Annotated in this window: 19 protein-coding genes; 6 read left to right on the forward strand and 13 right to left on the reverse strand. The window is 33.8% G+C overall.

Going from position 1 to position 21,147, the window contains the following annotated elements; all coding sequences use genetic code 11:
* Positions 1–16: 16 nt before the first annotated feature.
* Together ACQ654_RS02365 and ACQ654_RS02370 are read right to left on the reverse strand one after the other, a co-directional pair.
* Positions 17–1,378 carry a hypothetical protein gene (locus ACQ654_RS02365; protein ID WP_430408708.1) on the reverse strand — a complete coding sequence of 454 codons (1,362 nt, stop codon included), beginning with the start codon at positions 1,376–1,378 and terminating at the stop codon, positions 17–19.
* Between the two features lie 282 nt (positions 1,379–1,660).
* Positions 1,661–2,371 carry a Bax inhibitor-1/YccA family protein gene (locus ACQ654_RS02370; RefSeq protein ID WP_430408709.1) on the reverse strand — a complete coding sequence of 237 codons (711 nt, stop codon included), beginning with the start codon at positions 2,369–2,371 and terminating at the stop codon, positions 1,661–1,663.
* 271 nt (positions 2,372–2,642) lie between these two features.
* On the opposite strand from ACQ654_RS02370, the gene msrB reads away from it, so the two are divergent.
* The gene (gene msrB / locus ACQ654_RS02375; RefSeq protein WP_430408710.1) at positions 2,643–3,086 is read left to right on the forward strand and encodes a peptide-methionine (R)-S-oxide reductase MsrB; all 444 of its coding nucleotides are present in this window, start codon (positions 2,643–2,645) and stop codon (positions 3,084–3,086) included.
* A 181-nt stretch (positions 3,087–3,267) separates the two neighbouring features.
* Here the strand turns inward: msrB and bshA are convergent, their stop codons facing one another.
* The 3 genes from bshA to ACQ654_RS02390 form a co-directional block, all read right to left on the reverse strand.
* Positions 3,268–4,395, reverse strand: coding sequence for an N-acetyl-alpha-D-glucosaminyl L-malate synthase BshA (bshA, locus tag ACQ654_RS02380; protein WP_430408711.1), 1,128 nt, complete (start codon positions 4,393–4,395; stop codon positions 3,268–3,270).
* 11 nt (positions 4,396–4,406) lie between these two features.
* Positions 4,407–7,325, reverse strand: a complete 2,919-nt coding sequence (locus ACQ654_RS02385) for a glycoside hydrolase family 3 N-terminal domain-containing protein (RefSeq protein ID WP_430408712.1) — start codon at positions 7,323–7,325, stop codon at positions 4,407–4,409.
* 421 nt (positions 7,326–7,746) lie between these two features.
* Positions 7,747–7,953 (reverse strand): hypothetical protein, encoded by a 207-nt coding sequence (locus ACQ654_RS02390; protein WP_430408713.1) that lies wholly within the window; start codon positions 7,951–7,953, stop codon positions 7,747–7,749.
* A 573-nt stretch (positions 7,954–8,526) separates the two neighbouring features.
* On the opposite strand from ACQ654_RS02390, the gene ACQ654_RS02395 reads away from it, so the two are divergent.
* The 4 genes from ACQ654_RS02395 to ACQ654_RS02410 all read left to right on the forward strand — a co-directional run bounded on the left by ACQ654_RS02395 (position 8,527) and on the right by ACQ654_RS02410 (position 11,430).
* Complete coding sequence (locus ACQ654_RS02395; RefSeq protein ID WP_430412993.1) at positions 8,527–8,769, forward strand: class I lanthipeptide; 243 nt, start codon at positions 8,527–8,529, stop codon at positions 8,767–8,769.
* 266 nt (positions 8,770–9,035) lie between these two features.
* Complete coding sequence (locus ACQ654_RS02400; protein WP_430408714.1) at positions 9,036–9,797, forward strand: nucleotidyltransferase domain-containing protein; 762 nt, start codon at positions 9,036–9,038, stop codon at positions 9,795–9,797.
* 35 nt (positions 9,798–9,832) lie between these two features.
* Entirely contained in the window at positions 9,833–10,087 is a 255-nt protein-coding gene (locus ACQ654_RS02405) for a class I lanthipeptide (protein ID WP_430408715.1), read from the forward strand.
* A gap of 164 nt (positions 10,088–10,251) precedes the next feature.
* Positions 10,252–11,430: a lanthionine synthetase C family protein gene (locus ACQ654_RS02410; RefSeq protein WP_430408716.1), complete on the forward strand. Its 1,179-nt coding sequence runs from the start codon at positions 10,252–10,254 to the stop codon at positions 11,428–11,430.
* 278 nt (positions 11,431–11,708) lie between these two features.
* Here the strand turns inward: ACQ654_RS02410 and ACQ654_RS02415 are convergent, their stop codons facing one another.
* The 8 genes from ACQ654_RS02415 to ACQ654_RS02450 all read right to left on the reverse strand — a co-directional run bounded on the left by ACQ654_RS02415 (position 11,709) and on the right by ACQ654_RS02450 (position 18,093).
* On the reverse strand, positions 11,709–12,311 hold the full coding sequence (locus tag ACQ654_RS02415) for a hypothetical protein (RefSeq protein WP_430408717.1): 603 nt from the start codon (positions 12,309–12,311) through the stop codon (positions 11,709–11,711).
* Positions 12,312–12,455: 144 nt separating this feature from the next.
* A complete protein-coding gene (locus ACQ654_RS02420; RefSeq protein WP_430408718.1) occupies positions 12,456–12,647 on the reverse strand; it encodes a hypothetical protein in 192 nt (63 codons plus the stop codon).
* Positions 12,648–12,747: 100 nt separating this feature from the next.
* Entirely contained in the window at positions 12,748–12,912 is a 165-nt protein-coding gene (locus ACQ654_RS02425; protein ID WP_430408719.1) for a hypothetical protein, read from the reverse strand.
* A gap of 367 nt (positions 12,913–13,279) precedes the next feature.
* Entirely contained in the window at positions 13,280–13,765 is a 486-nt protein-coding gene (locus tag ACQ654_RS02430; RefSeq protein WP_430408720.1) for an ABC transporter ATPase, read from the reverse strand.
* A 20-nt stretch (positions 13,766–13,785) separates the two neighbouring features.
* Positions 13,786–14,565 (reverse strand): (Fe-S)-binding protein, encoded by a 780-nt coding sequence (locus tag ACQ654_RS02435; RefSeq protein ID WP_430408721.1) that lies wholly within the window; start codon positions 14,563–14,565, stop codon positions 13,786–13,788.
* A 22-nt stretch (positions 14,566–14,587) separates the two neighbouring features.
* Positions 14,588–15,901, reverse strand: a complete 1,314-nt coding sequence (locus ACQ654_RS02440) for a 4Fe-4S dicluster domain-containing protein (RefSeq protein WP_430408722.1) — start codon at positions 15,899–15,901, stop codon at positions 14,588–14,590.
* Between the two features lie 28 nt (positions 15,902–15,929).
* A complete protein-coding gene (locus ACQ654_RS02445) occupies positions 15,930–16,892 on the reverse strand; it encodes an MlaD family protein (protein ID WP_430408723.1) in 963 nt (320 codons plus the stop codon).
* A 64-nt stretch (positions 16,893–16,956) separates the two neighbouring features.
* Positions 16,957–18,093, reverse strand: a complete 1,137-nt coding sequence (locus ACQ654_RS02450; protein ID WP_430408724.1) for an N-acetylmuramoyl-L-alanine amidase family protein — start codon at positions 18,091–18,093, stop codon at positions 16,957–16,959.
* A gap of 234 nt (positions 18,094–18,327) precedes the next feature.
* Here ACQ654_RS02450 and ACQ654_RS02455 point away from each other — a divergent pair, with 234 nt between their 5' ends.
* Entirely contained in the window at positions 18,328–21,048 is a 2,721-nt protein-coding gene (locus tag ACQ654_RS02455) for a putative LPS assembly protein LptD (RefSeq protein WP_430408725.1), read from the forward strand.
* Positions 21,049–21,147 lie beyond the last annotated feature (99 nt).

Genomic DNA, 21,147 nt, shown 5'->3' on the forward strand with positions numbered 1-21,147 from the left:
AATAATTTATTTGTATTTAGTTTAGAAACTTGCCAAATAAGAAGTTGGCACTGATACCTACAAAGTGGTTTGATTTCTTTCCTAATATCCTTATCTCCTTCCATTGCAATTCAAAATTTACGGTTGGCTTACCCTCTTTATCTTTTAAACTTACGGGAATACCTAGCTTCCAACTAACTGACCGAAATTCGCCAAAGTTTCTTTCTATTGCAGGACTAATACCAAATAAATCTTTATATACAAAGAACACTAATTCTAATTGTACAGTAGAAGTCATAAAACTCTTATAATCCACATTATATGCTTCTTTTTGTGTTAGCAAAATTCCGTTTCCAAATTGCTCTGAGGTTTGAAATATTGTTTTGGACTCTGCATTGGCTAATATCGTATTATTATTTTTAATTGAAATTCTTGGCGTAAAATACAATGAGCGCCCAGAACTCCATCTTTTATAAAGCGTAAAAGCAACTGAGCCACCAATAGGATAAAATCGTTTATCAGTTATAGTTTCTGTACTTCTATCATACAAATCGTATTTATTACTGTTTATTGGAATATAAAGATTAAAATTAAACCATGCATTATTTAATGAATTGTATAACTTATTCTTCTTTACATAATCTAGTTCAGCTGATGCCATTTTTATATAGAACTCTTTTACTTTTTCTTCAAGAAACTCACATTTTGCATTTTTAATTGCTTCATCATCTCCAGATGTTAACCGCTCAATATCTGACGCATCTTTAGGATATGATTCTTCTATATATTTTTTAAACTCATCGTTCATGTTTTGTTTCAATTCTTCTCTATAGCTTCTTAAGATTTCCTCATGATATTTTTCTTTTATAGATGTTGTAGTATCTAACGCTTTATTATTATCACTAGACTGATGATAATTAACATTTTTACCAAATTTATTTTGATAGTTGATGATGCCATTGAAAATTTTAGCATATTTTATGGTTATCCCTACATTAGATGCAGTGTAGTTTCCATCTTTGTATAACTCTGCAAAATTATTATTTGATTGGGCTTTGAACCCAATCGTTGCAATCTGATTTAATTTATCTAATTTTCCACAATTAAAACAAGGATTAAATGTGTATGCAAATGAAAATGAATTATCTTTTGTACTTAGTGAAGTATAATATTGTTGCGTTGATAAATCTTGATCATCATTAAAATATGTTCCGACTTCATCGGCGAAAAACATATTTACCATACTATTATTATAGAGTGAATCTTTATTAATGTCTAAAAGGTATCTCTCTACAGGACTACCATGCTTAGGTATTGAAAAATAATCAAAAGATGTTTGTGCATTTATTGCTATTGTACAAAAAAGTATAAATACAAAACTGAGTAGTAATGGTTTCATAAAGTAGTTTTTTACAGTTAGTTTACGAACACAAGCTACACACTACTTTTAAGTATTTTATACGGGAAACCGCATTGTAACGGTTTTATTTTCTAATTTTCAGCATACTACGGTATACTCGTTGTGCGAAGCTGAATCAAGTTCAGCTTGACGTAGCAATTATATAGAAGCGAAATAACTATAAAGCGCTTGCACTGAGCGGAACCGTAGTGATGCCACAAAAAAAACCGTCTCACACAATAAAGTGCAAAACGGTTTATACTATATAATTTGTATAAAGTCCTAGTCGCTAGATACAATGCTTAAGATGTACCAAAATAGTAACATTAAGGAAGCAAACAATCCTAAGGAAGCCGCTACATATTGATCTTCTTCGTAGTTGTGTACCATATTTGAAGTTTGGTATAAGATAGAACCTGCCGCCAAAATAACCATTCCGACACTAAACCATAAGCCTAAGTTGAATCCGAAGAGTGTTCCTGCTAAAATAAGTCCTAAAGCAATGAAGAAACCAACTGCTAAGATAGAACGTAAGAATGAAAAATCTTTCTTAGTCAACAATACAATCGCAGATAATCCTGTGAATAACGCCAACGTCATGATAGCCGCTTGTGTTAACAATCCTGAACTGTCCCCCGATTGTGAATCGGAAATCATCATTGCCATTCCAATTAACGGAATAAAGATAAAAGCTTCTGCAACTACGTATAGTAATAATCCTAAATAATGTTTGTTTTTATCTTTCGTACTCATTGCCATACGCTCTGCATAACTAGTCGCAAACATAAATCCGCCTAGCATTACAAGCCAAAGCCAGCCATCGGTTAGTGAGAATGCTAAATTTACAACCGCAGGAATTTGAAAGAATATGTACTCTACGACTACAAATAGCAATACTGCTAATGCTAAGTGTGTGTATGTTTTTTTATAGAAAGTGACTTTTGCATCTTGGTCTAAAGCGCTTACGGGCATTAGTTGTTTAAATTCATCCATGTGTTTTCGGTTTTGTATAATATATCAAATGTACTATTTAGTTTGTGAGTTTGCAATAGGTGGAACTAATTTAGTTGTGAGTTTGCATCTCGACGTAGCTATGTGTGACAGGTTTTGGGCTTTCTATATTTTGAATGAAAACTTAAACTTTACTTTTTGTGAGTTGTGAGTTGTGGGTTGTGGGTAAAACTACTTTTATATTTGATATTCGATATTCAGTATTACATTAACGACTTTCTCCGTATCTTTGCATGAAAAGAAAGAGAATTTTATGCTTACTTGGAAAGATATTATACACTTCGCCACTCATGGCAATAACAAACCAGCTACACGCGTTGAGAAAACAGAAGCCGAATGGATTGCACAGTTAACACCTGAACAATACCGCATTACACGATTGAAAGGTACTGAACGTGCTTTTTCGGGAGAACATTGTAGTAGATACGATCCTGGTGTATATGAATGTGTATGTTGTAATACACCATTGTTTGATTCAAATTTGAAGTTCGATTCAAGTAGCGGTTGGCCAAGTTTTACAGAACCAGTAAGAGATAATGTGATTGATTATATTAAAGATACAACACATGGCATGATTCGCGTAGAAGTGACCTGTAGTACATGTGATGCACATTTAGGACACGTGTTCCCTGATGGTCCAGAACCAAGCGGTTTGCGTTTTTGTATTAATTCGGAATCGTTGGTGTTGGGAGAATAGTTGTGAGTTGTGAGTTGTGAGTTGTGAGTAAAATTACTCTTTTTTTGTTATTACACATAGAAGTGGTTCTTTTTGTGAATAGTTCTCGATACTATTTTCCATTTATTTCGACTGCGCTTAATGTGAAGTTTTCCAATTCCAAAATTGAATATCAAATTGCGGCGATTGAGCGCAGTCGAAATCAAGCCATTTCAAAAGCTTTTTGATAAATAAACTCATACACAGGTACAATTTTATTGATATCAAATGCCAAAGCTTGTTCTTTTGCTCCTTTTTTAAATTTTTCGAGTTCGGCGTCGTCTTTTAATATTTTTAATGCATTGTTTGACATGTCTTTGATGTCTCCAACATTGCTTAGATATCCAGAAACACCATGTACATTTACTTCTGGAATTCCTCCTGTGTTACTTGATATGACAGGAACAGAAGATATCATTGCTTCCAATGCCGCCAAACCGAAACTTTCCGTTTCTGACGGTAGTAAGAATAAATCTGAGAAGCATAATATTTTGTCAACCTCGTTACTGTTTCCTAAGAAAACAACTTTATCTGAAATACCGAGTTCTTCACATAGTTGCTCTGCTGGTTCTTTTTCAGGTCCTTCACCAACCATCATTAATTTGGCTGGAATTTCTTTTTGTATTTCATTAAAAATCCGAACTACGTCACCAATGCGCTTTACAGCTCGGAAGTTACTAACATGCGTAACAATTTTTTCATCTTCTGTCGCCATCAAACCACGTTGACAGTCTGTAAATCCGTGATCGTATTTAGAAACATCAATAAAGTTTGGCACTACATCTATTTCACGCTTGATATCAAATAAACGCAAGGTGTCTTGCTTTAGACTTTCTGAAACCGACGTTACCACATCCGATTTGTTGATGCTAAACGTTACTGCCGATTTGTAAAATGGATGACTTCCAACAAGTGTAATATCTGTACCATGCAACGTTGTTACCATTGGAACAGTAATGCCTTCTTCTGCCAACATCTTTTTTGCCATGTATCCTGCATATGCGTGTGGAATGGCATAATGCACATGTAATAAATCAATTTTGTGCAGTTTTACCATATCTACCAATTTACTCGATAAGGCTAACTCATACGGTTGGTAGTGAAATAATGGATATTCTGGCACATTTACTTCATGAAAGCGAATGTTTTCACCTAACAAAGCCAAACGAACAGGCTGTTTGTAGGTGATAAAATGTATTTCGTGTCCTCTATTGGCTAAGGCAATTCCTAGTTCGGTAGCAACTACGCCACTACCGCCAAATGTTGGATAACATACTATAGCTATTTTCAAATTAATTTAGTTTACTCTTCAATTGCTTCGTATATGAGCTTTTGAATTTTGGTTCGTATATCAGTTTTAATTAGTTTTCTATTCGACATAGTCGGATAGGTTCTGTTGGATAGGAATACATATACAATTTCTTCTTCCGGATCGGCCCATGTGTAGGTTCCTGTAAATCCTGAATGTCCAAAACTTGTCATGGAAACACATCCGCAGGTTGGACCAACATTACCCAATTGTGGCTTGTCAAACCCAACTCCACGCCTATTGTCTTGCGCACAATAGTAGCAGGTATTAAATTTTGCAATGGTTTCGGCTTCAAAGTATGTTTTGTCGCCATAGTTTCCACCTTGTAAATACATTTGCATTATTTTGGCCACATCATTGGCATTGCTGAACAATCCTGCATGTCCTCCTATTCCACCTTGCATAGCCGCGCCCATGTCATGAACATAGCCTTGCAATTTTTGATTTCTGTAGTAGTCGTCTTCTTCCGACGGAACTATCATAGATTTTCTAAATTTTTCTAACGGATTGTACGTTGTGTAGTGTGCGCCTAGCGATTTATATAAATAACGTTGTGTTAATTTGTTTAAATTCGATTTGTATTCTCCTTCTACATAGTCTTTTAAGATGTAATATGGCAAGTCACTATACTTGTAGCGAAGTCTTTTTAGTAAGTCACTATCAATAATACGTTGCATGATGGAATCTTTATATTCCAAATTCATATACATATTATTCGCCACTTTTATAGAGTATTGCTTCGTTAGTGAGTCACTGTACCATTTTGAAGATGGTTTTTTTGTAACGCTGTCTAGTGTATGAATATAGAAAGGAATCCAAGGTTTTAAACGCGCATAATGCGATAATACTTCTATGACTTTTAACTTTTCTTTGTTGGTTCCTTTGAATTTTGGCATTAATTCTCCCAATTTCGATTGCAATGTAATTTTTTTACTTTCTTCCAGTTTCATGACCAATGGTAACGTAGCTAGAATTTTAGTCATGGAAGCAACATCATAAATATCTTGATCTTTTACTTTTCGCTTTCTGTCGTAGGTATGGTATCCAAAGTTTTTGTTGTAAATCACTTTTCCTTTACGCGCTATTAATAGTTGCACGCCAGGCGCCATTTTTTGAGAAACGACCAGTTTTGCCAACGAGTCGATACGTTGTAGTTTTTGCGAGTTAACACCAACAGCTTCAGGCAAACCATACATTAATCGTGGTAAAGTGGTTGTTTCGATACCTGTATGAATAGAAAATTCATCTTTAATTGACACAGGTAGTTTTCCTTGTGCTTTAAGCGCACCAAAGATGATTTGTGCTGAAATTTCTTGTGCTTCTTCACTATTTTGATACGATACAATGATGTTATCTATATTCGTAAAACTTTTTACTTGTAATAAACTGTACGGACTTGTAAATACATCTAATATTACCGTATTGTTTCGTGCAATTTCTTGCAACCAAACAATTTCTTTTTCTGTGAATTTGTAACTTTTCCAAGGATTTGCATTCGATTTGTGAAAACCTACAATCACCGTTGTATACGGTTTTAGCTTTTTTATCAAATCAGCCAAGTTTTTCTCTTTTACAACGCGTACCGAAGTGTATTTACGCAACGTATTTACAAATACATCTCCAGTTGCTTCACCCATAGCAACATACGCTACTTTTTGTTTGTCTAAGTTTTTGAGTGGCAATATACTGTCCGTTACTTTTACAGCTGTAATGGCATGTTTTATAGCTTTTCTGTATAGAATGTCATCTTCAATCGTATGTAAATCAGCTACTAAAGAATCTATTTTTATTGGTGTAAATGTTTTTAGATTGTGCTTGTGTTTTGCTCTTAGAATGTTTTTTACAGAATATTCCAATCGTTCTTCCGTGATGATTCCTAATAATAAGGCTTCTTCAAACGAAGCTACTGCATTTGGTACATCTTGAGACATCAATAAAACATCATTACCTGCTAGGAACGCATCTAGTTCTACATTGACTATCTTATCATTTTTAGCTACACCAGCCATGTTTAGTGCATCTGTAAATATCAATCCATTGTAACCCATTTCTTCTCTGAGTTTTTTGGTTACGATGTTGTATGACAAGGAAGCAGGCAATCCATCTTCAGCTTCCATACTCGGCACATTCAAATGCGCCACCATAATGCTACCAATATTATTTGAGATTAAGTATTTATACGGAACCAATTCAATACTATCAATACGTTTTGCGGAAAACTCAATTGTTGGCAAGGAATTGTGCGAATCGAGTGCCGTATCGCCATGTCCAGGGAAATGCTTTGCACATGCAATAACACCTTCATGTTGCATTCCGCGTGTAAACGCCGCCGCTTTGTTGGCAACATTGATATAATCTTCGCCATAGGAACGATTTCCAATAATTGGATTGTTCGGGTTTGTGTTTACATCTACCACAGGGGCAAAATTAATATGAACGCCCAAACGTTTGCAATGTGCGCCAACGCGTTCGCCAATTTGTTCTAGTATGGAATCGTTTTGTATCGCGCCAAGCGTCATATTCCAAGGATAACGATATGTCGAGTCGAGTCGCATGCCCAAATCCCATTCGGCATCCATAGCCACTAACAACGGAATTTTAGCTAGTTTTTGATAAGCATTTGTCAATTCCGCTTGTTTTGTTGGCGCTCCTTGAAAAAATGTTAATCCGCCAACATGATATTTTGTAATCATTTGTTTTACTTCATTGACATGCACAGAATCTTTGTTGGAATACGCCGCTACATTGAACAATTGTCCAATGCGTTCTTTTTGTGTCATATTGGTATACACACTATCTATCCACTTATCTTGCGTAGTATAGTCTTTTATATAAAACGGATGTTGCTGTTGCGCACTTAGTATAAATAGGGAAACGATGAGAATTATCGTTATCGTATAGTATTTCTTCATAGGGTAAAATCGCGTTCATTTATATGGAGTTTCCAAACTACACTTTACTTCGTAGTGTAGTTTCGTCAGGCTATTCACTGTATCTTTTTGCTACAAAACGTCTTTGTGAGAATTTCTTAAAAATACATGGCAATCTGTCTGTAAAAGAAATAGATTACTTCGTCGTTTCTCCTCGTAATGACGTTACAATTAAAGCAAAAAGGATGCCGTTTCTATCCTTAACTCGAATATAGATTAAATGTACAGACTTTCTCGCACACAAAAAAAAGTCTTGTTAGAAATTAACAAGACTTTTAATTTTTTGTACCAGAACGAATGTGTACAGGTAGCTTAAAAATATGCATGCATCTATTTAAGTAGTAAAAAGATCACGCTAAAATAGATTCATGTTATAAACGTAAACCGAAGTTCGCTCTGAATTTTAAGCAATTGTGCATTGACATGTATCATCATTTTGCGTATCCAAACAAGCATCACTTGTAACGGGATCTTCAAAACAATGAAATTTTGCACTGTAAAGCCACCAAAAAAAACAATTATAGGTTCCAGCACCTTTTACAGCATTGGATTCTAAATTACTAATAGTCACAGATTTTACTGTTAACTTTTTTAAACTTTTCTTTTTCATAATACATAAGGTTTTAATTTATAATAGCATGAAAGTAGAGACTCTTGGAAGAATGAGTATTCTAAAAAAGCTAGAATCTGTATGAGTGTACACAGGCGGACAAAGATGTATTATGAAGCCTAGTGGATGGAAGAATATTATGATTTACATGAATAATCATTAGTAATTTTTTGCTTTCTTTTTCTACCAAGAATGCTAAAACACAACTATAGAAGTCATGTGTAAATCTATTTTTAGGTTAACAATTAATTGCATACTAATCTAAAGGAGTGAATTTTACGATTGAAAATGAGTGAAACTTGTATCGAGAATAAAATTTTTATCCTACACGAGTTCTCGATACAATTTTTCGTACCTCAAAATCACTCGAACAAACGCATGTTTATACTTTTGAACTCAAAATGCACAACGGGTACAAAATGTACTTTTTTTCCTTCATATATAAAAGTGTTGTTCATACAAAAACATGTGTGTATTCAGTGTCCTAAATTCTTCAATTTGGGGCAGCTAGTGTTTTTAATCCGAGTATTTATACGTTGATTCGTGTCATTATTAATTTTTAAAAACTATATCATGAAAAAAAAGTTTTCTCGTTCACTTATGTTGAACAAAAAATCAGTGGCTTCTTTAGCGCAAACTGCCCAAAGGCAAGTTGTTGGAGGAAATGACAACAAGACAAATTGCGAAACTTGTGAAATTAATTGTGTACCAGACACCGTAGTTCCTTCATGCGAACCAACGTGCTGGCACTCTGATTGTCATTGTTCAATGGGTGATTGCTTTACAGATCAACAGGGTTGGGGAATTTGCTCATAAGGGAGTGCAAATTTAACCAGAATAGACGCAATGAACTGTTGCGTCTATTTTATATAATGAAAAAAATAATTTTAAAAAAAACGATACTTAAGTATTTTGTTAAAGACTTTAACACGCTATTAATATCGTTTCATATTCATTAACAAAAGTTTAATATTATAAACTCTTTTTTATGGTGAAACCGTAATTTTTTATGTAAATGAAGCTCTAATTTTGTACTATAAATCAATTAAAACTATTGATTATTTACCATTTTAAAAACTGCCATGATTTCAAAAAAAGTACACGAAACTATTACTAATTTTGTTGCCAAACACACTAAACTAAGTTCCGTTATTGGCGTTTTTTTAGTTGGCAGTTATGCTACAGATCAATTTACAGAAACTTCAGATATTGACATTAAAATCATACTGAATCCATTTGTTCAAAAACGAGCAAAAGGTGTTGAAATTAGCAATGATTTTCATATTTCGTATACAAGCTATTCGGTAATGGAAGCCTACGACCACTTTTATACACAATTGCGCATGTATTCTAAGTTTCAGGCGCGTATGCTTTCACAAGGAAAGATTTTGTATGATGCTACGGGAGAAATGAAGCATTTGCAAGATGAAGCCACACTTGTAATGCAATTACCATTCATATCACAACCCAAAACAACATTGCAACTAGAAGCGTATAATCTATGGAAATATAAAGATGCGTTGACACGTACTGTTTTGAATCAATTTACCTTAAAAGAGTATTATGTGTTTATGGATAAAGTGTTGATTTTGTATGCAAAACTTTTACACATTGAATGCGTATTTCAATATCCTTTCTTTAAAATGGAACAGTACATTTCGGATGCAGCTTTTAGAACTGCATATGACATTCCTGAGTTTCCAGATATTCCGTTTTTAAAAGCTTTTCAGCAAGGAATTACACATACAACTATGGATGACATACAACATACTATAGTTTATCTTTTTGGTGCTATTGAAGCCAAATTAGAAATGAATTTTGAAGAATTTGAAATTGCTAGTTAGTGAATTTATTTTTAAACCATTATATATAAATTACCATGAAAAAGAAGTTTAGTCGTTCACTTATGTTGAACAAAAAATCAGTTGCTTCCTTAGCTAGCAACGTAAAAAAACAAATTGTTGGTGGAAATGATGACAATACGCAGTGCGAAACTTGCGAAGTTAATTGTATTCCAGACACTGTAGAACCTTCATGTGCTGGCACTTGCTGGTATTCTGACTGCCACTGTGGTGGAGACGATCGTTATACCAATGGAAGTTTTGGACAAGGTGGATGGGGAGATTGTTCGTAATTAAAATTAACACCTAAATTACATGAAGCTGTCTAAAAAGTCTTCATTACGAATGAAATGAAGCAATCTGTAAATTTTAAGTTATTGATTTACAGGTTACTTCCAAAGTATAATTTTCTCGTAATGACATTGTTATTGACTTTTTAGACAGCCTCATTTTATATATGAAAGAAAAAATTCATCAGCATTTAGAAAGTATTGCTTTTTTTATACAATCATATCGAAATGATTCGGTTACTATTAATGGAGGCTTGCCTGGAATTATTATTTTCTATTTTCAGCTACACCAAGTTACCAAAGATGAGCGGCATTATGATACAGCTGTTCAGTATTTAGAAGTTTTATATGATCAATTGGAGACCAATATGCCAACTTCGTATTTGTATTCAGAAGGATTGGCAGGAATTGGATGGTTTTTAAATTATATTCAACGTTTTATTACTTTAGAGAATGATTTTGATACGCCTGATTTTGATGCCGTATTTTTACAAATTGCTACTACCGAATTAAAACGAAAGAATTATGAATTCTTGAATGGTTTTAGTGGTATTGTAATGTATTTATTGAATAAGAAAAGCACAGACACTTCTCGCCTTTCTTCATTGGTAGATATTGTACATACTGAAATTTTTAAATTGGCGAATCCTATTTCATTTTTTGAACGCTCGGACGTACAACATAAATTTCCAAGTATAAACTTAGGTGTTTCACATGGAGTTTACGGTTTCATTGCTGTGTTGAATAAATTATACGCAAAAGGAATCAACTGTGTAAAATGTGAAGCTATAATCCGATTGGTTATCCACTTTACTTTTTCGCATCAAAAGGATTATATAACACATGGTACCTATTTCCCCAATAGAATTGGAAAAGGAATTACCGAAAGTGCATATAGTAGATTGGCTTGGTGTTATGGTGATTTAGGCATGTTAACTGTCTTGTTAAATACAAGTATTGTTTTAAAAGATACGAAACTCCAAAAGGTGATTCTTAAATTGCTACTAAATACAACACATCGGAAAGATATGGAAACAACAATGATGAATGATGTTTGGTTATGCCATGGAACATCTGGAGCAGCACATATTTTTCAACGTTTGTATCAAAAAACTACTATTAATGATTTTAAGTTTGCTGCTGATTACTGGTATTTAAAAACGCTTGAACAATTAGATCGTGGTTCGCCACAAATTAAACAAAATCATACACGGCTGGGAAGTTATGCGCGTAAGGATATGACAGGTTTTTTGAATGGCTATGCTGGCTTAGGACTTTCATTATTAAGTGCTTTACAAACAGATGATATGGATATGGATTGGGATGAAATGATATTGATGTCTTAATTTTATATAAAAAAGCCCTGCTTATTAGCAGCAAGGCTTCACTTTTATCCAACTAATTAATAAAATATGTGCTACTTACTAACTATTTTTTAAGATAGTGAAAGCAAACATCATATTCACTTACAAACATATTGAGTGAGATAAAAATATGATGTTAGTTTTGTGGTTAGTTTCGTTTTATAAATATAAACTATATGAAAATCAAAATGCTACGGTTTTCCCATAGGATATAGTCATTTAAACTTTAGTATGACGAAAGGTTGCCTTGCTACTAAAAATTAGTTTGCTGAAACAAGCACTCCGTGTCCGCCTCCTGCGCCACCTCTGTCATGTTTATCGCTTCTGTCAAGCCAATCTTGATGTTTTTTCTTAGCTTTTGCTTGTCTTTTTGCTAACTTTTCTGCTTTTTCTTTTGCTTTTAATTTTTTGTTAATTTCTGCTAACTCCTGTTTTGTTTTTCCTTGTTGCCCTTTACTTTTATCACCTTTTCCATGGGCTATATTTCCTTTTACTTTACTTGCGGCTATTTGTTTTGCCTTTGCTTGTTTTTTTGATGTTGTTTCATATTGTACTGCTCTAAATGCATTTCTAGATGCTTGACTTTGATCTCTTTTCTTTTTCGCAGCTGCAGCATCTTTTTGTTTTTGTTGTTTTTTATTGTTTTTACCTGTTCCCCCTTTTTTACCAGATCCACCTTTTCCTGAAAGTTGTGCTACTTCTGAACCATGATTGTTCATTTGTTGAATCGTTTTTTGTTGCATAGCAGATGCAGGTCTATTGTCAACTAATTGAAGTGCTGGAGCATTTTGTTGTGTTTGTGCGTTGGAAATTTGTGAAGATTGTACTTTTTGTTTCTTGTTATTTTCTACATGTGTGTTCATAGTCGCTTTGATACGGATTTGTATGCAACAATGAATTAGTTACCAAGATAGTAGTTTGAGGAAAATACTTAGGTAAGATAATGAAAAATATTAACTTTGTATGGGTTCATAAAAAAAGCAGACAATTGTCTGCTTTTGATGATGTTAGTTTTGTGGACACCAACCTCTTGGTGGTCTTACACAAGGATTTCTTGTGACACCACCACATCCACCGCAGGTTTCTTGTAAACCTGAACAGATATCAGTTCTTAATCCACCTTTAACTTGTTTTGTAACTAAATTAGATACAATGTTCTTTCCTAAGCTTAATGTAACTTTTAAGTTTCTTTTTTTCATTGTGATATAGTTTTGTGATTATATATAGTAGTCAACATATGTTGGTTTTGTTACCCATGTTACCTATAATCTTCTTATCAACAATGTAAAATGAAATATTCTATTCTTGATTGCTTGGACAAGTTTCCCATTCACTATAGGCACATTTTGGAGACGTTCCTCTTGCTTCAAATCCTCCTAATAGTTTTGCTACTTTGTTTGTTGTGGATAAGCATGAAATAATTGTTTTTTGTAAGCTGATTTTTTTTAATGATCTTTTTTTCATGAGTATTTAAGGTTTGATTCGATTTTAAGGTAAGGAAAAATTTGTAAAACTCTTTCATTTTCTTTGCTTACCTAAAGAAATACCGAATCAAGTTCAGCACAGGCTTCAACAAAAGAAAGGGCACTTTTCCAGAGGTGTTTTTAGCTGAAAAAGCTAAAATCGTAAATCTTTCTCTAAATTTTTTCCAAGGTTTCGAAAATTTTTAACGAAAAATCTCTGCTATACTTCGAAAAAGAAGAAAATCGCTATTGATTTTTATATCGAACTCAGGTTATAAAGTCACTTAGATATTTAGATTTGTTTTAGGTATTTTAAAACAAAAAAGGCGTACATATCGTACACCTTTTATATAGTTTGTTTGCCGTTTTTAGTTTAAGAAACGTCCATGCCAGCTTTCTTTTGCAGGAACTTCCCAGTTTTCTAGAAACTCTGCTTTGGTAGCGACCAAGTTATTAAAGACAATTGTTTTTCCTGTTACCGCTTTGTCTTTTGCCATTTTACGGAAGTCTTTTAAGTCTTTGTATGCAATGTATTCTCCTTGTTTGTACGAGACGTTCATTTTGTCTAACAAATCAACATTGTATTCTTTTTCAAGTTGTTGAATGAAATGAACAGACGCGTCTATGGAGCAACCTGTAGCCGCTTGTCGTTCTTGATCGACAGCAATGATGATGAAACGCTTGTATTTGATTTCAAAAGAAGCTTGTAAGTCGCTTCCGTGCGCTGTCCATTGTGTAATGAAACCAGCTAGTTTCAATTTGATTTCTTCTAATTCCGTTTCACTGAATGAACGGTTTGCTTGGTAAATCCAAACTTTGGCATCATCTGAAAGTACATTAAATTCTACGAGCATAATCTTTCTTCTATAATTTTTTATAAATTTTGTGCATTCGCGATAAGCTCAGCAATATCTTGTACAATAACGCTATCTTCTTTTTCTTTGAATTTGATTCCGTCAGTCATCATTGTATTGCAATATGGACAACCCGTGGCAATAATGTCTGGATTTGTTTTTAGAGCATCTTCAGTACGCAATACATTGATATCTTTATCTCCTTTTTCAGGTTCTTTAAACATTTGTGCGCCTCCTGCTCCGCAACAAAGTGCTGTAGATTTATGACGCTTCATTTCCGTAACATTTGCATTTAAAATACTCAACACATCACGCGGTGCATCATATACTTTGTTAGCTCTTCCTAGGTAACATGGGTCATGAAACGTAATTCGTTTTCCTTTGTATGTATCGCCTACATTTTGCAAACGTCCATTATCAATAAGTTCTTTTATAAATTGTGTATGATGTACAACTTCGTATTTTCCGCCTAAAGAAGGATATTCATTTTTTAAACAGTTATATGAATGTGGGTCACACGTTACAATTCGTTTTACTTCATATGCATTGAGTATTTCAATATTTGTCACTGCTTGCATCTGAAATAAGAATTCATTTCCTGCTCGTTTTGCAACATCTCCAGTAGAGCTTTCTTCTGATCCTAAAACAGCAAAGTCTACGTTTGCTTTATTTAAAATTTTCACAAAAGCTTTGGTTATCTTTTTTGCTCTATCATCATAACTTCCAGCAGAACCAACCCAAAATAATATTTCTGGTTGTTTACCTTCTGCCATATATGCTGCCATTGTAGGTACTTTCATCTTCGTATATTTTTAAGTTGTATTAGTTTTCGTCTTTCCAGTTTAGCCTATCCATTTGGTTGTAAGGCCAAGGTGCTCCATTGTTTTCAATATTCCCCATCATTACGTTTAGTTCTGTTGGTGCGGCAGATTGTTCCATCACCAAATATTTACGCATTTCCATGATTATTGATAATGGGTCAATACTTACTGGACACGCTTCTACACATGCATTACATGAAGTACACGCCCACAATTCTTCTGTTGTGATATAATCGTTTAGTAATGATTTTCCGTCGTCAACAAAAGTTCCATTATTGGCATCAATGTTTTTTCCAACTTCTTCGAGACGATCTCTCGTATCCATCATTATTTTACGTGGCGATAATTTTTTACCAGTCAGGTTTGCTGGACATTCGCTTGTACAGCGTCCGCATTCTGTACATGTATATGAATTGAGTAGTTGCACCCAGTTTAAATCTTGTACATCCGAAGCGCCAAATTTTTCAGGTTCGCCTTCATCTTCTCCTTCTGCTGGTGCCGCAAACGGATCTGCGTTCGGATCCATCATTAATAGTACTTCTTTGGTAACATTTGCATCATTTACAAATTGTCCTTTCGGATTTAAATTTGCATACCACGTATTTGGAAACGCTAATAAGATGTGTAAATGTTTTGAGAAGTATAAGTAGTTTAAGAAGATTAAGATTCCTGTTATGTGAATCCACCAAGCAACTCTTTCTACTAGATGTGCCGTTTCTATATTTCCTTCAAATAAAGGATATAGGTATTGACTGATTACGTTTCCAACGCCCGCTTCTTGAAAATTAAGATCGGCGGCATTCATCACTAGGAAAAGTGTCATTAATACTACTTCAAAATATAGAATAATATTTCCATCACTTTTTGGCCAACCTTTCATTTCGGCACTTAGGAAACGTTTTAGTTTGATGATGTTTCTACGAATCCAAAATATAATTACGGAGATTAATACTGCAACTGCTAAGATTTCAAACGTTCCAATTAGGAAACCATATATTGCTTCTCCAAGAAAGTCTTGAAAAATTCGGTGTGTACCAAATAAACCATCAATGACAATTTCGAGAACTTCTATATTAATGATTACAAATCCTATGTACACAACAATGTGAAAAAAACCAGCAATTGGTCTTTTGACCATTTTAGATTGTCCCAACGCAATCATTCCCATGTTTTTCCAGCGTTGTGATTTGTTATCAGATCGATCTACATCTTTCCCTAATTTTATATTTCGAGATAGTTTTTTGACATTTCGTGTAAAGTAACCTACACCAGCAATTAGTAGTATGGCAAATAGGATGTTTGGAATATACTGCATTCGTAGTAAATCTTTAGGTGGTTAAGCGTTAGTTTTTCTTAGATGTATTTTCTTCTTCCTTCGGTTTCTCATATTGTTTCGGCTTTTTTCCGAATAATGAGAAATGTACATATCGTTTTGGGTTGAGCTTCATGTCTTCTAACAATTGCGCCATTTGTAAAGATGCATTTGTAAGGTTGTTGTACAGTTCTTCGTCTTTTAATAGTTTCCCAACCGAACCTTCACCATTTTGAATACCAGCGACAATATTATCAAAGCCTTTGATCGTAGATTGCAAGTCTTTCATGGTTTTGTTTAATTCTAATTTTGCTAAAGAATCTGATACTTTAGATAAATTAGCCGTCATATTATCAACGTTGGTTAAGGTATTGTCTAGCTTTTCTTTGTTTGTATCAAGAATTGAATTTAACGTATATGATGCTCTTTTGAAACTCGTAATGGTAGCATTGAGTTCACTGATACTGTTTTTTATGTTGTTTCTAGCTTCTTCATCCAAAACTGTATGTACAGCTGTTAGTAATGAATCTGCACTTACAATCATGCTTTCCATTTTTTCTTGCAATGGTGTAAACTGATTTTTGAAGCCTTCAATCATTCCTTCTTGTACAACAGATCGTAATGTATCTCCAGAAACTGCCATTGCAGCATTGTCCTTTTTCAAAATAATTGATAACGACTTTCCGCCGATGAAACCATCTTCTTGTAATTGTACTTGACTGTTTTTTGAGAATTGAAAATCGTGATCTAATTCAAAAGTGACAACTGATTTTCCTGAAGGTTGTAATTTGATTTCTTGAATTTTTCCAACTTTATTTCCGTTGATCAAGACTTTTGTAGAAGGAACCAAGCCGCCAACGTCATTATATTCTGTATGGAATACTCGATTCTGTGAGAAAACCGATTTGGACATTAGGTAACTGATTCCAACATATAATAGTATTAGTGAAGTGATTACTAATAATGCCGTTTTAACTTCTCTGGATATTTTCAATTTTTTCGGGAATTTGTGAACTCAACAAAATTAAAAAATTTTTCCTAAGAACGTGTGTATTTAACTATTGTTTTAATGCGTCACTCAATGATATTTTCTTGTCCTTTTTATAGGCTACAATATAACAGTCCTTATATCCTTTGCGTGCGGCTTCTATTTTCATGCGCTTTACCTCCTCATAATCAGAAGTTTCACCATAAAAATAACGGTAAATTTTGTTTGCTTTTTCTCTTGAAATCTGGTTTAAACCCTTAAAATTGTATGATTTGGTCGCCATTTTCTTTGAACTTGCCGCCAATTGTACTTTAAATGTGATGCCTTTGTATACTTTAGATGTAACGGTTTCTTCGGTTTCTTCAGAATCATCCACCACAACTTCATCTTCACTAGAAGAAGTATCCATATGTAACGAAATATATTTTTTTATAGCATTGTACAATGATTTCGTCATAACTTTCTTTCCTTTTTTAGAATTTAGAAAGTCCTCTTCTTTTTTATGTGTTAAAAAACCAAGTTCAACCAATACACTTGGCATGTATGTTTTTGATAATACCCAAAATCCGGCTTGTTTAACGCCTCTATCTTTACGTTTTCCTGTTGTTTTGAATTCTTTTTGAATATAAGATGCTATTTCAATACTTTGATTTAAGTATTCTTCTTGCATAATTATGAGACTTATCAACGATTCTGGAGAGTTTGGGTCAAATCCGCCATACGTTTCTTCATAATTATCTTCCAAAAAGATTACCGAGTTTTCACGTTTGGCAACTTCAAGATTCGTTTTGTTTTTACTTAAACCCAATACAAAGGTTTCAGAACCATATGCCGTTCCTTTTTTGCCAGGTTGCGCATTGCAATGTATTGAAATAAACAAATCTGCTTTTTTCTTATTGGTTACAATTGCGCGTTTTTGTAGCGTAGGATACGTATCTTTTGTACGTGTGTAGATAACTTTTACGTTTGGAATTTTCTTTAGCATTTTACCTAAAGCCAATGAAACGTCCAATGCAATGTCTTTCTCCGTCGTTTTATAACGTCCTGTTCCTGGTGTTCCTGTGTCGCGTCCTCCGTGTCCAGGATCAATCATTACCACAAATTCTTTTTTCTTTGTTGGTGAATCGTTTTTTGCTACTTTATTTGTAGATGCAGTAAGTAAACTAACAACACATAATAGTAGTACAACTGAAAAATAATGCTTCATATATCCGATTTTCGTCATTTTATATAGTAATAATGTTTATTAAGCGTTTCTTATTGTGTTAATTATGATTAATTTATCATAAAAGTATTATAAAAATACACTTCGAGGTTTGGCACTTCAAATATTGAGCCATACTTTTACGACCTCATATTTGAGACGAAAATATAAAAGTTACTTGACTATTCATAAAAGAAATCTTTCTTTTGTGTTTACTAACGAATTTGGATTAGACCTTTGCAGACAAAAAAAAAATACATACTTATACAGCTATTACTGTTATTGATTAGTTCGTTTGCTATTTCACAAGAACTTCCCGAAAGGAAAAAGCTACCTATAAAACCGCAACAACCAATGGATACGTTGCAGGTTTCTATACAAGATTCTATAAAGATTGGTACAGCTCGAAAGCGAGATACTATAAAAAATGATTCGATTCAAAAAGATTCCGTTCCTGAAAAAGCACCTGTTTTACTCGATTTGGTAAAATATAAGTCTAAAGATTATGTAAGAATTAGTCAGCGTACAAAAAAAATATACTTATATAATGAAGCCGAATTGTATTATCAGGATACAGAATTGAAATCGGGAATAATTATTTTAGATTATGAAAAGAACGAAGTATATGCAGGTCGTTTAAAAGATTCTGCTGGTGTATATTCGCAAGCACCTTACTTTAAACAAGGTGAAAGTATTGTGGAGCCAGATTCAATTCGGTTTAATTTTGATACTGAAAAAGCATTAATCTGGAATTCACGAACCGAACAAAACGGAACTAAGATTGCAGGAGAATTGACCAAAAAGGAAAATGATTCGGTAGTTTTCATCAAAAATGCAAAATTTACCACGTCAAAAGATTTAGACAATCCTGAATATTACTTTTTAGCACGAAAAATTAAATTAGTTCCAAATAAAAAGATCGTTTCTGGATTTACCAATATGTACATTGCGGACGTTCCAACACCAATTGGAATTCCTTTTGCCTATTTTCCGCTAACGGATGATAGAGCTTCTGGTTTTATATTTCCAACATTTGGAGAAAACAATAGTCGTGGATATTTCTTCCAAAATGGAGGTTATTATTTTGCGATTAGTGATTATTTCGATTTAGCCCTTTTGGGAGATTACTATACCAACGGAAGTTACGCCTTTCGTGGAGAAAGTAATTATGCGTTGCGCTATCGATTTAGAGGAAATTTAAGTGTCCGATTTGAAGCATTAATCAACAGTCAACGAGGATTTCCAGATTATAGTAAATCAAATATTTACAACATTCGTTGGTCGCACAATCAAGATCAGAAAGCAAATCCAAACTCACGATTTTCTGCTTCTGTAAACTTGGGTAGTAGTCAATATTACCAAGCATCTATCAACCAATTAAATACGCCAAACTTTTTAAATAATACTTTAAATTCATCCGTTTCGTATTCAAAAACGTTTCCAGAATATCCGTCAGTAAATGTTTCGTTAACAGCTACACATTCGCAAAATACCAATACAGAAAGTATCAATCTTACCTTGCCAACATTACAAGCAAGTATGGAACGTATTTATCCATTTGCAAAAAAGGACGGAACAAAGAAAGGAATCATTCAAAATATTAACTTTCAGTACAATTTAAGAGGAGAAAACAGAATTACCACAACTGATTCTTTATTCTTTAAAAGAGAAATGTTTGACGATGCCAAAATAGGAATGAGACACAGTATTCCTGTCAATACAAACTTTAAAGTATTTGACTATTTGAGTGTGAGTATTGGTGGAAATTATGATGAAGTGTGGACATTACGAACAACCAATAGAACTGATGCTGTGCAAGATCCTGATGATTTAACTGCACAAATTGATTCTGAAAAGGAAACCGTTAACGGATTCGATTCATTCCGTCAATACAACTTTAGTGCAAGTGTTGGAACCACTATTTATGGTACATTTAACTTTGGTGAAGATAAAAAAATACAAGCCATACGACATACGTTAAGACCTTCAATTAGTTACAGTTACAATCCTGCGTTTGATCAATATTATGACACCTATATTGTAGATGCAAATGGTGGAACAACAGAAGATTACACACGTTTTGAAGATGGATTATTTGGTTCACCAAGTAGAACCTTTGCTAGTTCTATCGGAATTAACATTGCAAATACAGTAGAAGCGAAAATGCGCGCAAAAGATTCTACTTCTGAAAAACCCGAAAAAGTAATGCTTTTAAATAGTTTTAACTTTTCTACAAACTATAATATTGCCGCAGATTCATTAGCGTGGAGTCCAGTTCGTATGACAGGAAGCACGCAGGTTTTCAACAAAAAATTAAATGTAAACTTCGGAGCTACTTTTGATCCGTATGCAATTGATAACAACGGAACACGTATCAATAAATTTAATATAGATAATGGCGGAAGTTTATTCCGTTTAACGAGTGCGAATATGACACTAAACTATTCGTTCTCTAGCAAAAGTTTAGAAGGAAAAACAGACAACGGAAATATTGACAATACGCGAAGTGGTGGACGAGATGATGATTTGTTCGGAAAAGCACAAGACTTTAGCGATAGTAGTAGTTCGTTTGGTAGTGATGATGATGATGACGAAGAAAAAGAAGATGTAGAAGCCTACCGAGCCAAGATTCCCTGGGATATACGTCTCGCCTATTCCATGACGTATGCCAACAATAATCGACAAAATGAAATATCTAACAACTCCTTAATGTTCTCTGGAAACGTTGAATTAACACCGCAATGGAAAGTTGGAGTTTCTTCTGGTTATGACTTTAAAAACAAAGGATTTACCTATACACAAATGCGTTTTGAACGTGATTTGAAGAGTTGGCGAATTAACTTTAATTGGGTTCCATTTAGCGCACGAGCATCTTGGTATTTCTTTATCGGAATTAAAGCATCAGTCTTAAGTGATGTGAAGTGGGAAAAACGAAGCGAACCAGATAGAAGTTTATAGATTTTAGGTATTAGACAGAAATAAAAATATACTAAAGAATAAAGATTATCCGTTTTTAAATCTAATCAATTCTTTACTTGAAACTAGAACTCACAACCG

The organism is Kordia sp. (assembly GCF_965283645.1).
In the GTDB taxonomy this organism is placed as follows: Bacteria; Bacteroidota; Bacteroidia; order Flavobacteriales; family Flavobacteriaceae; genus Kordia.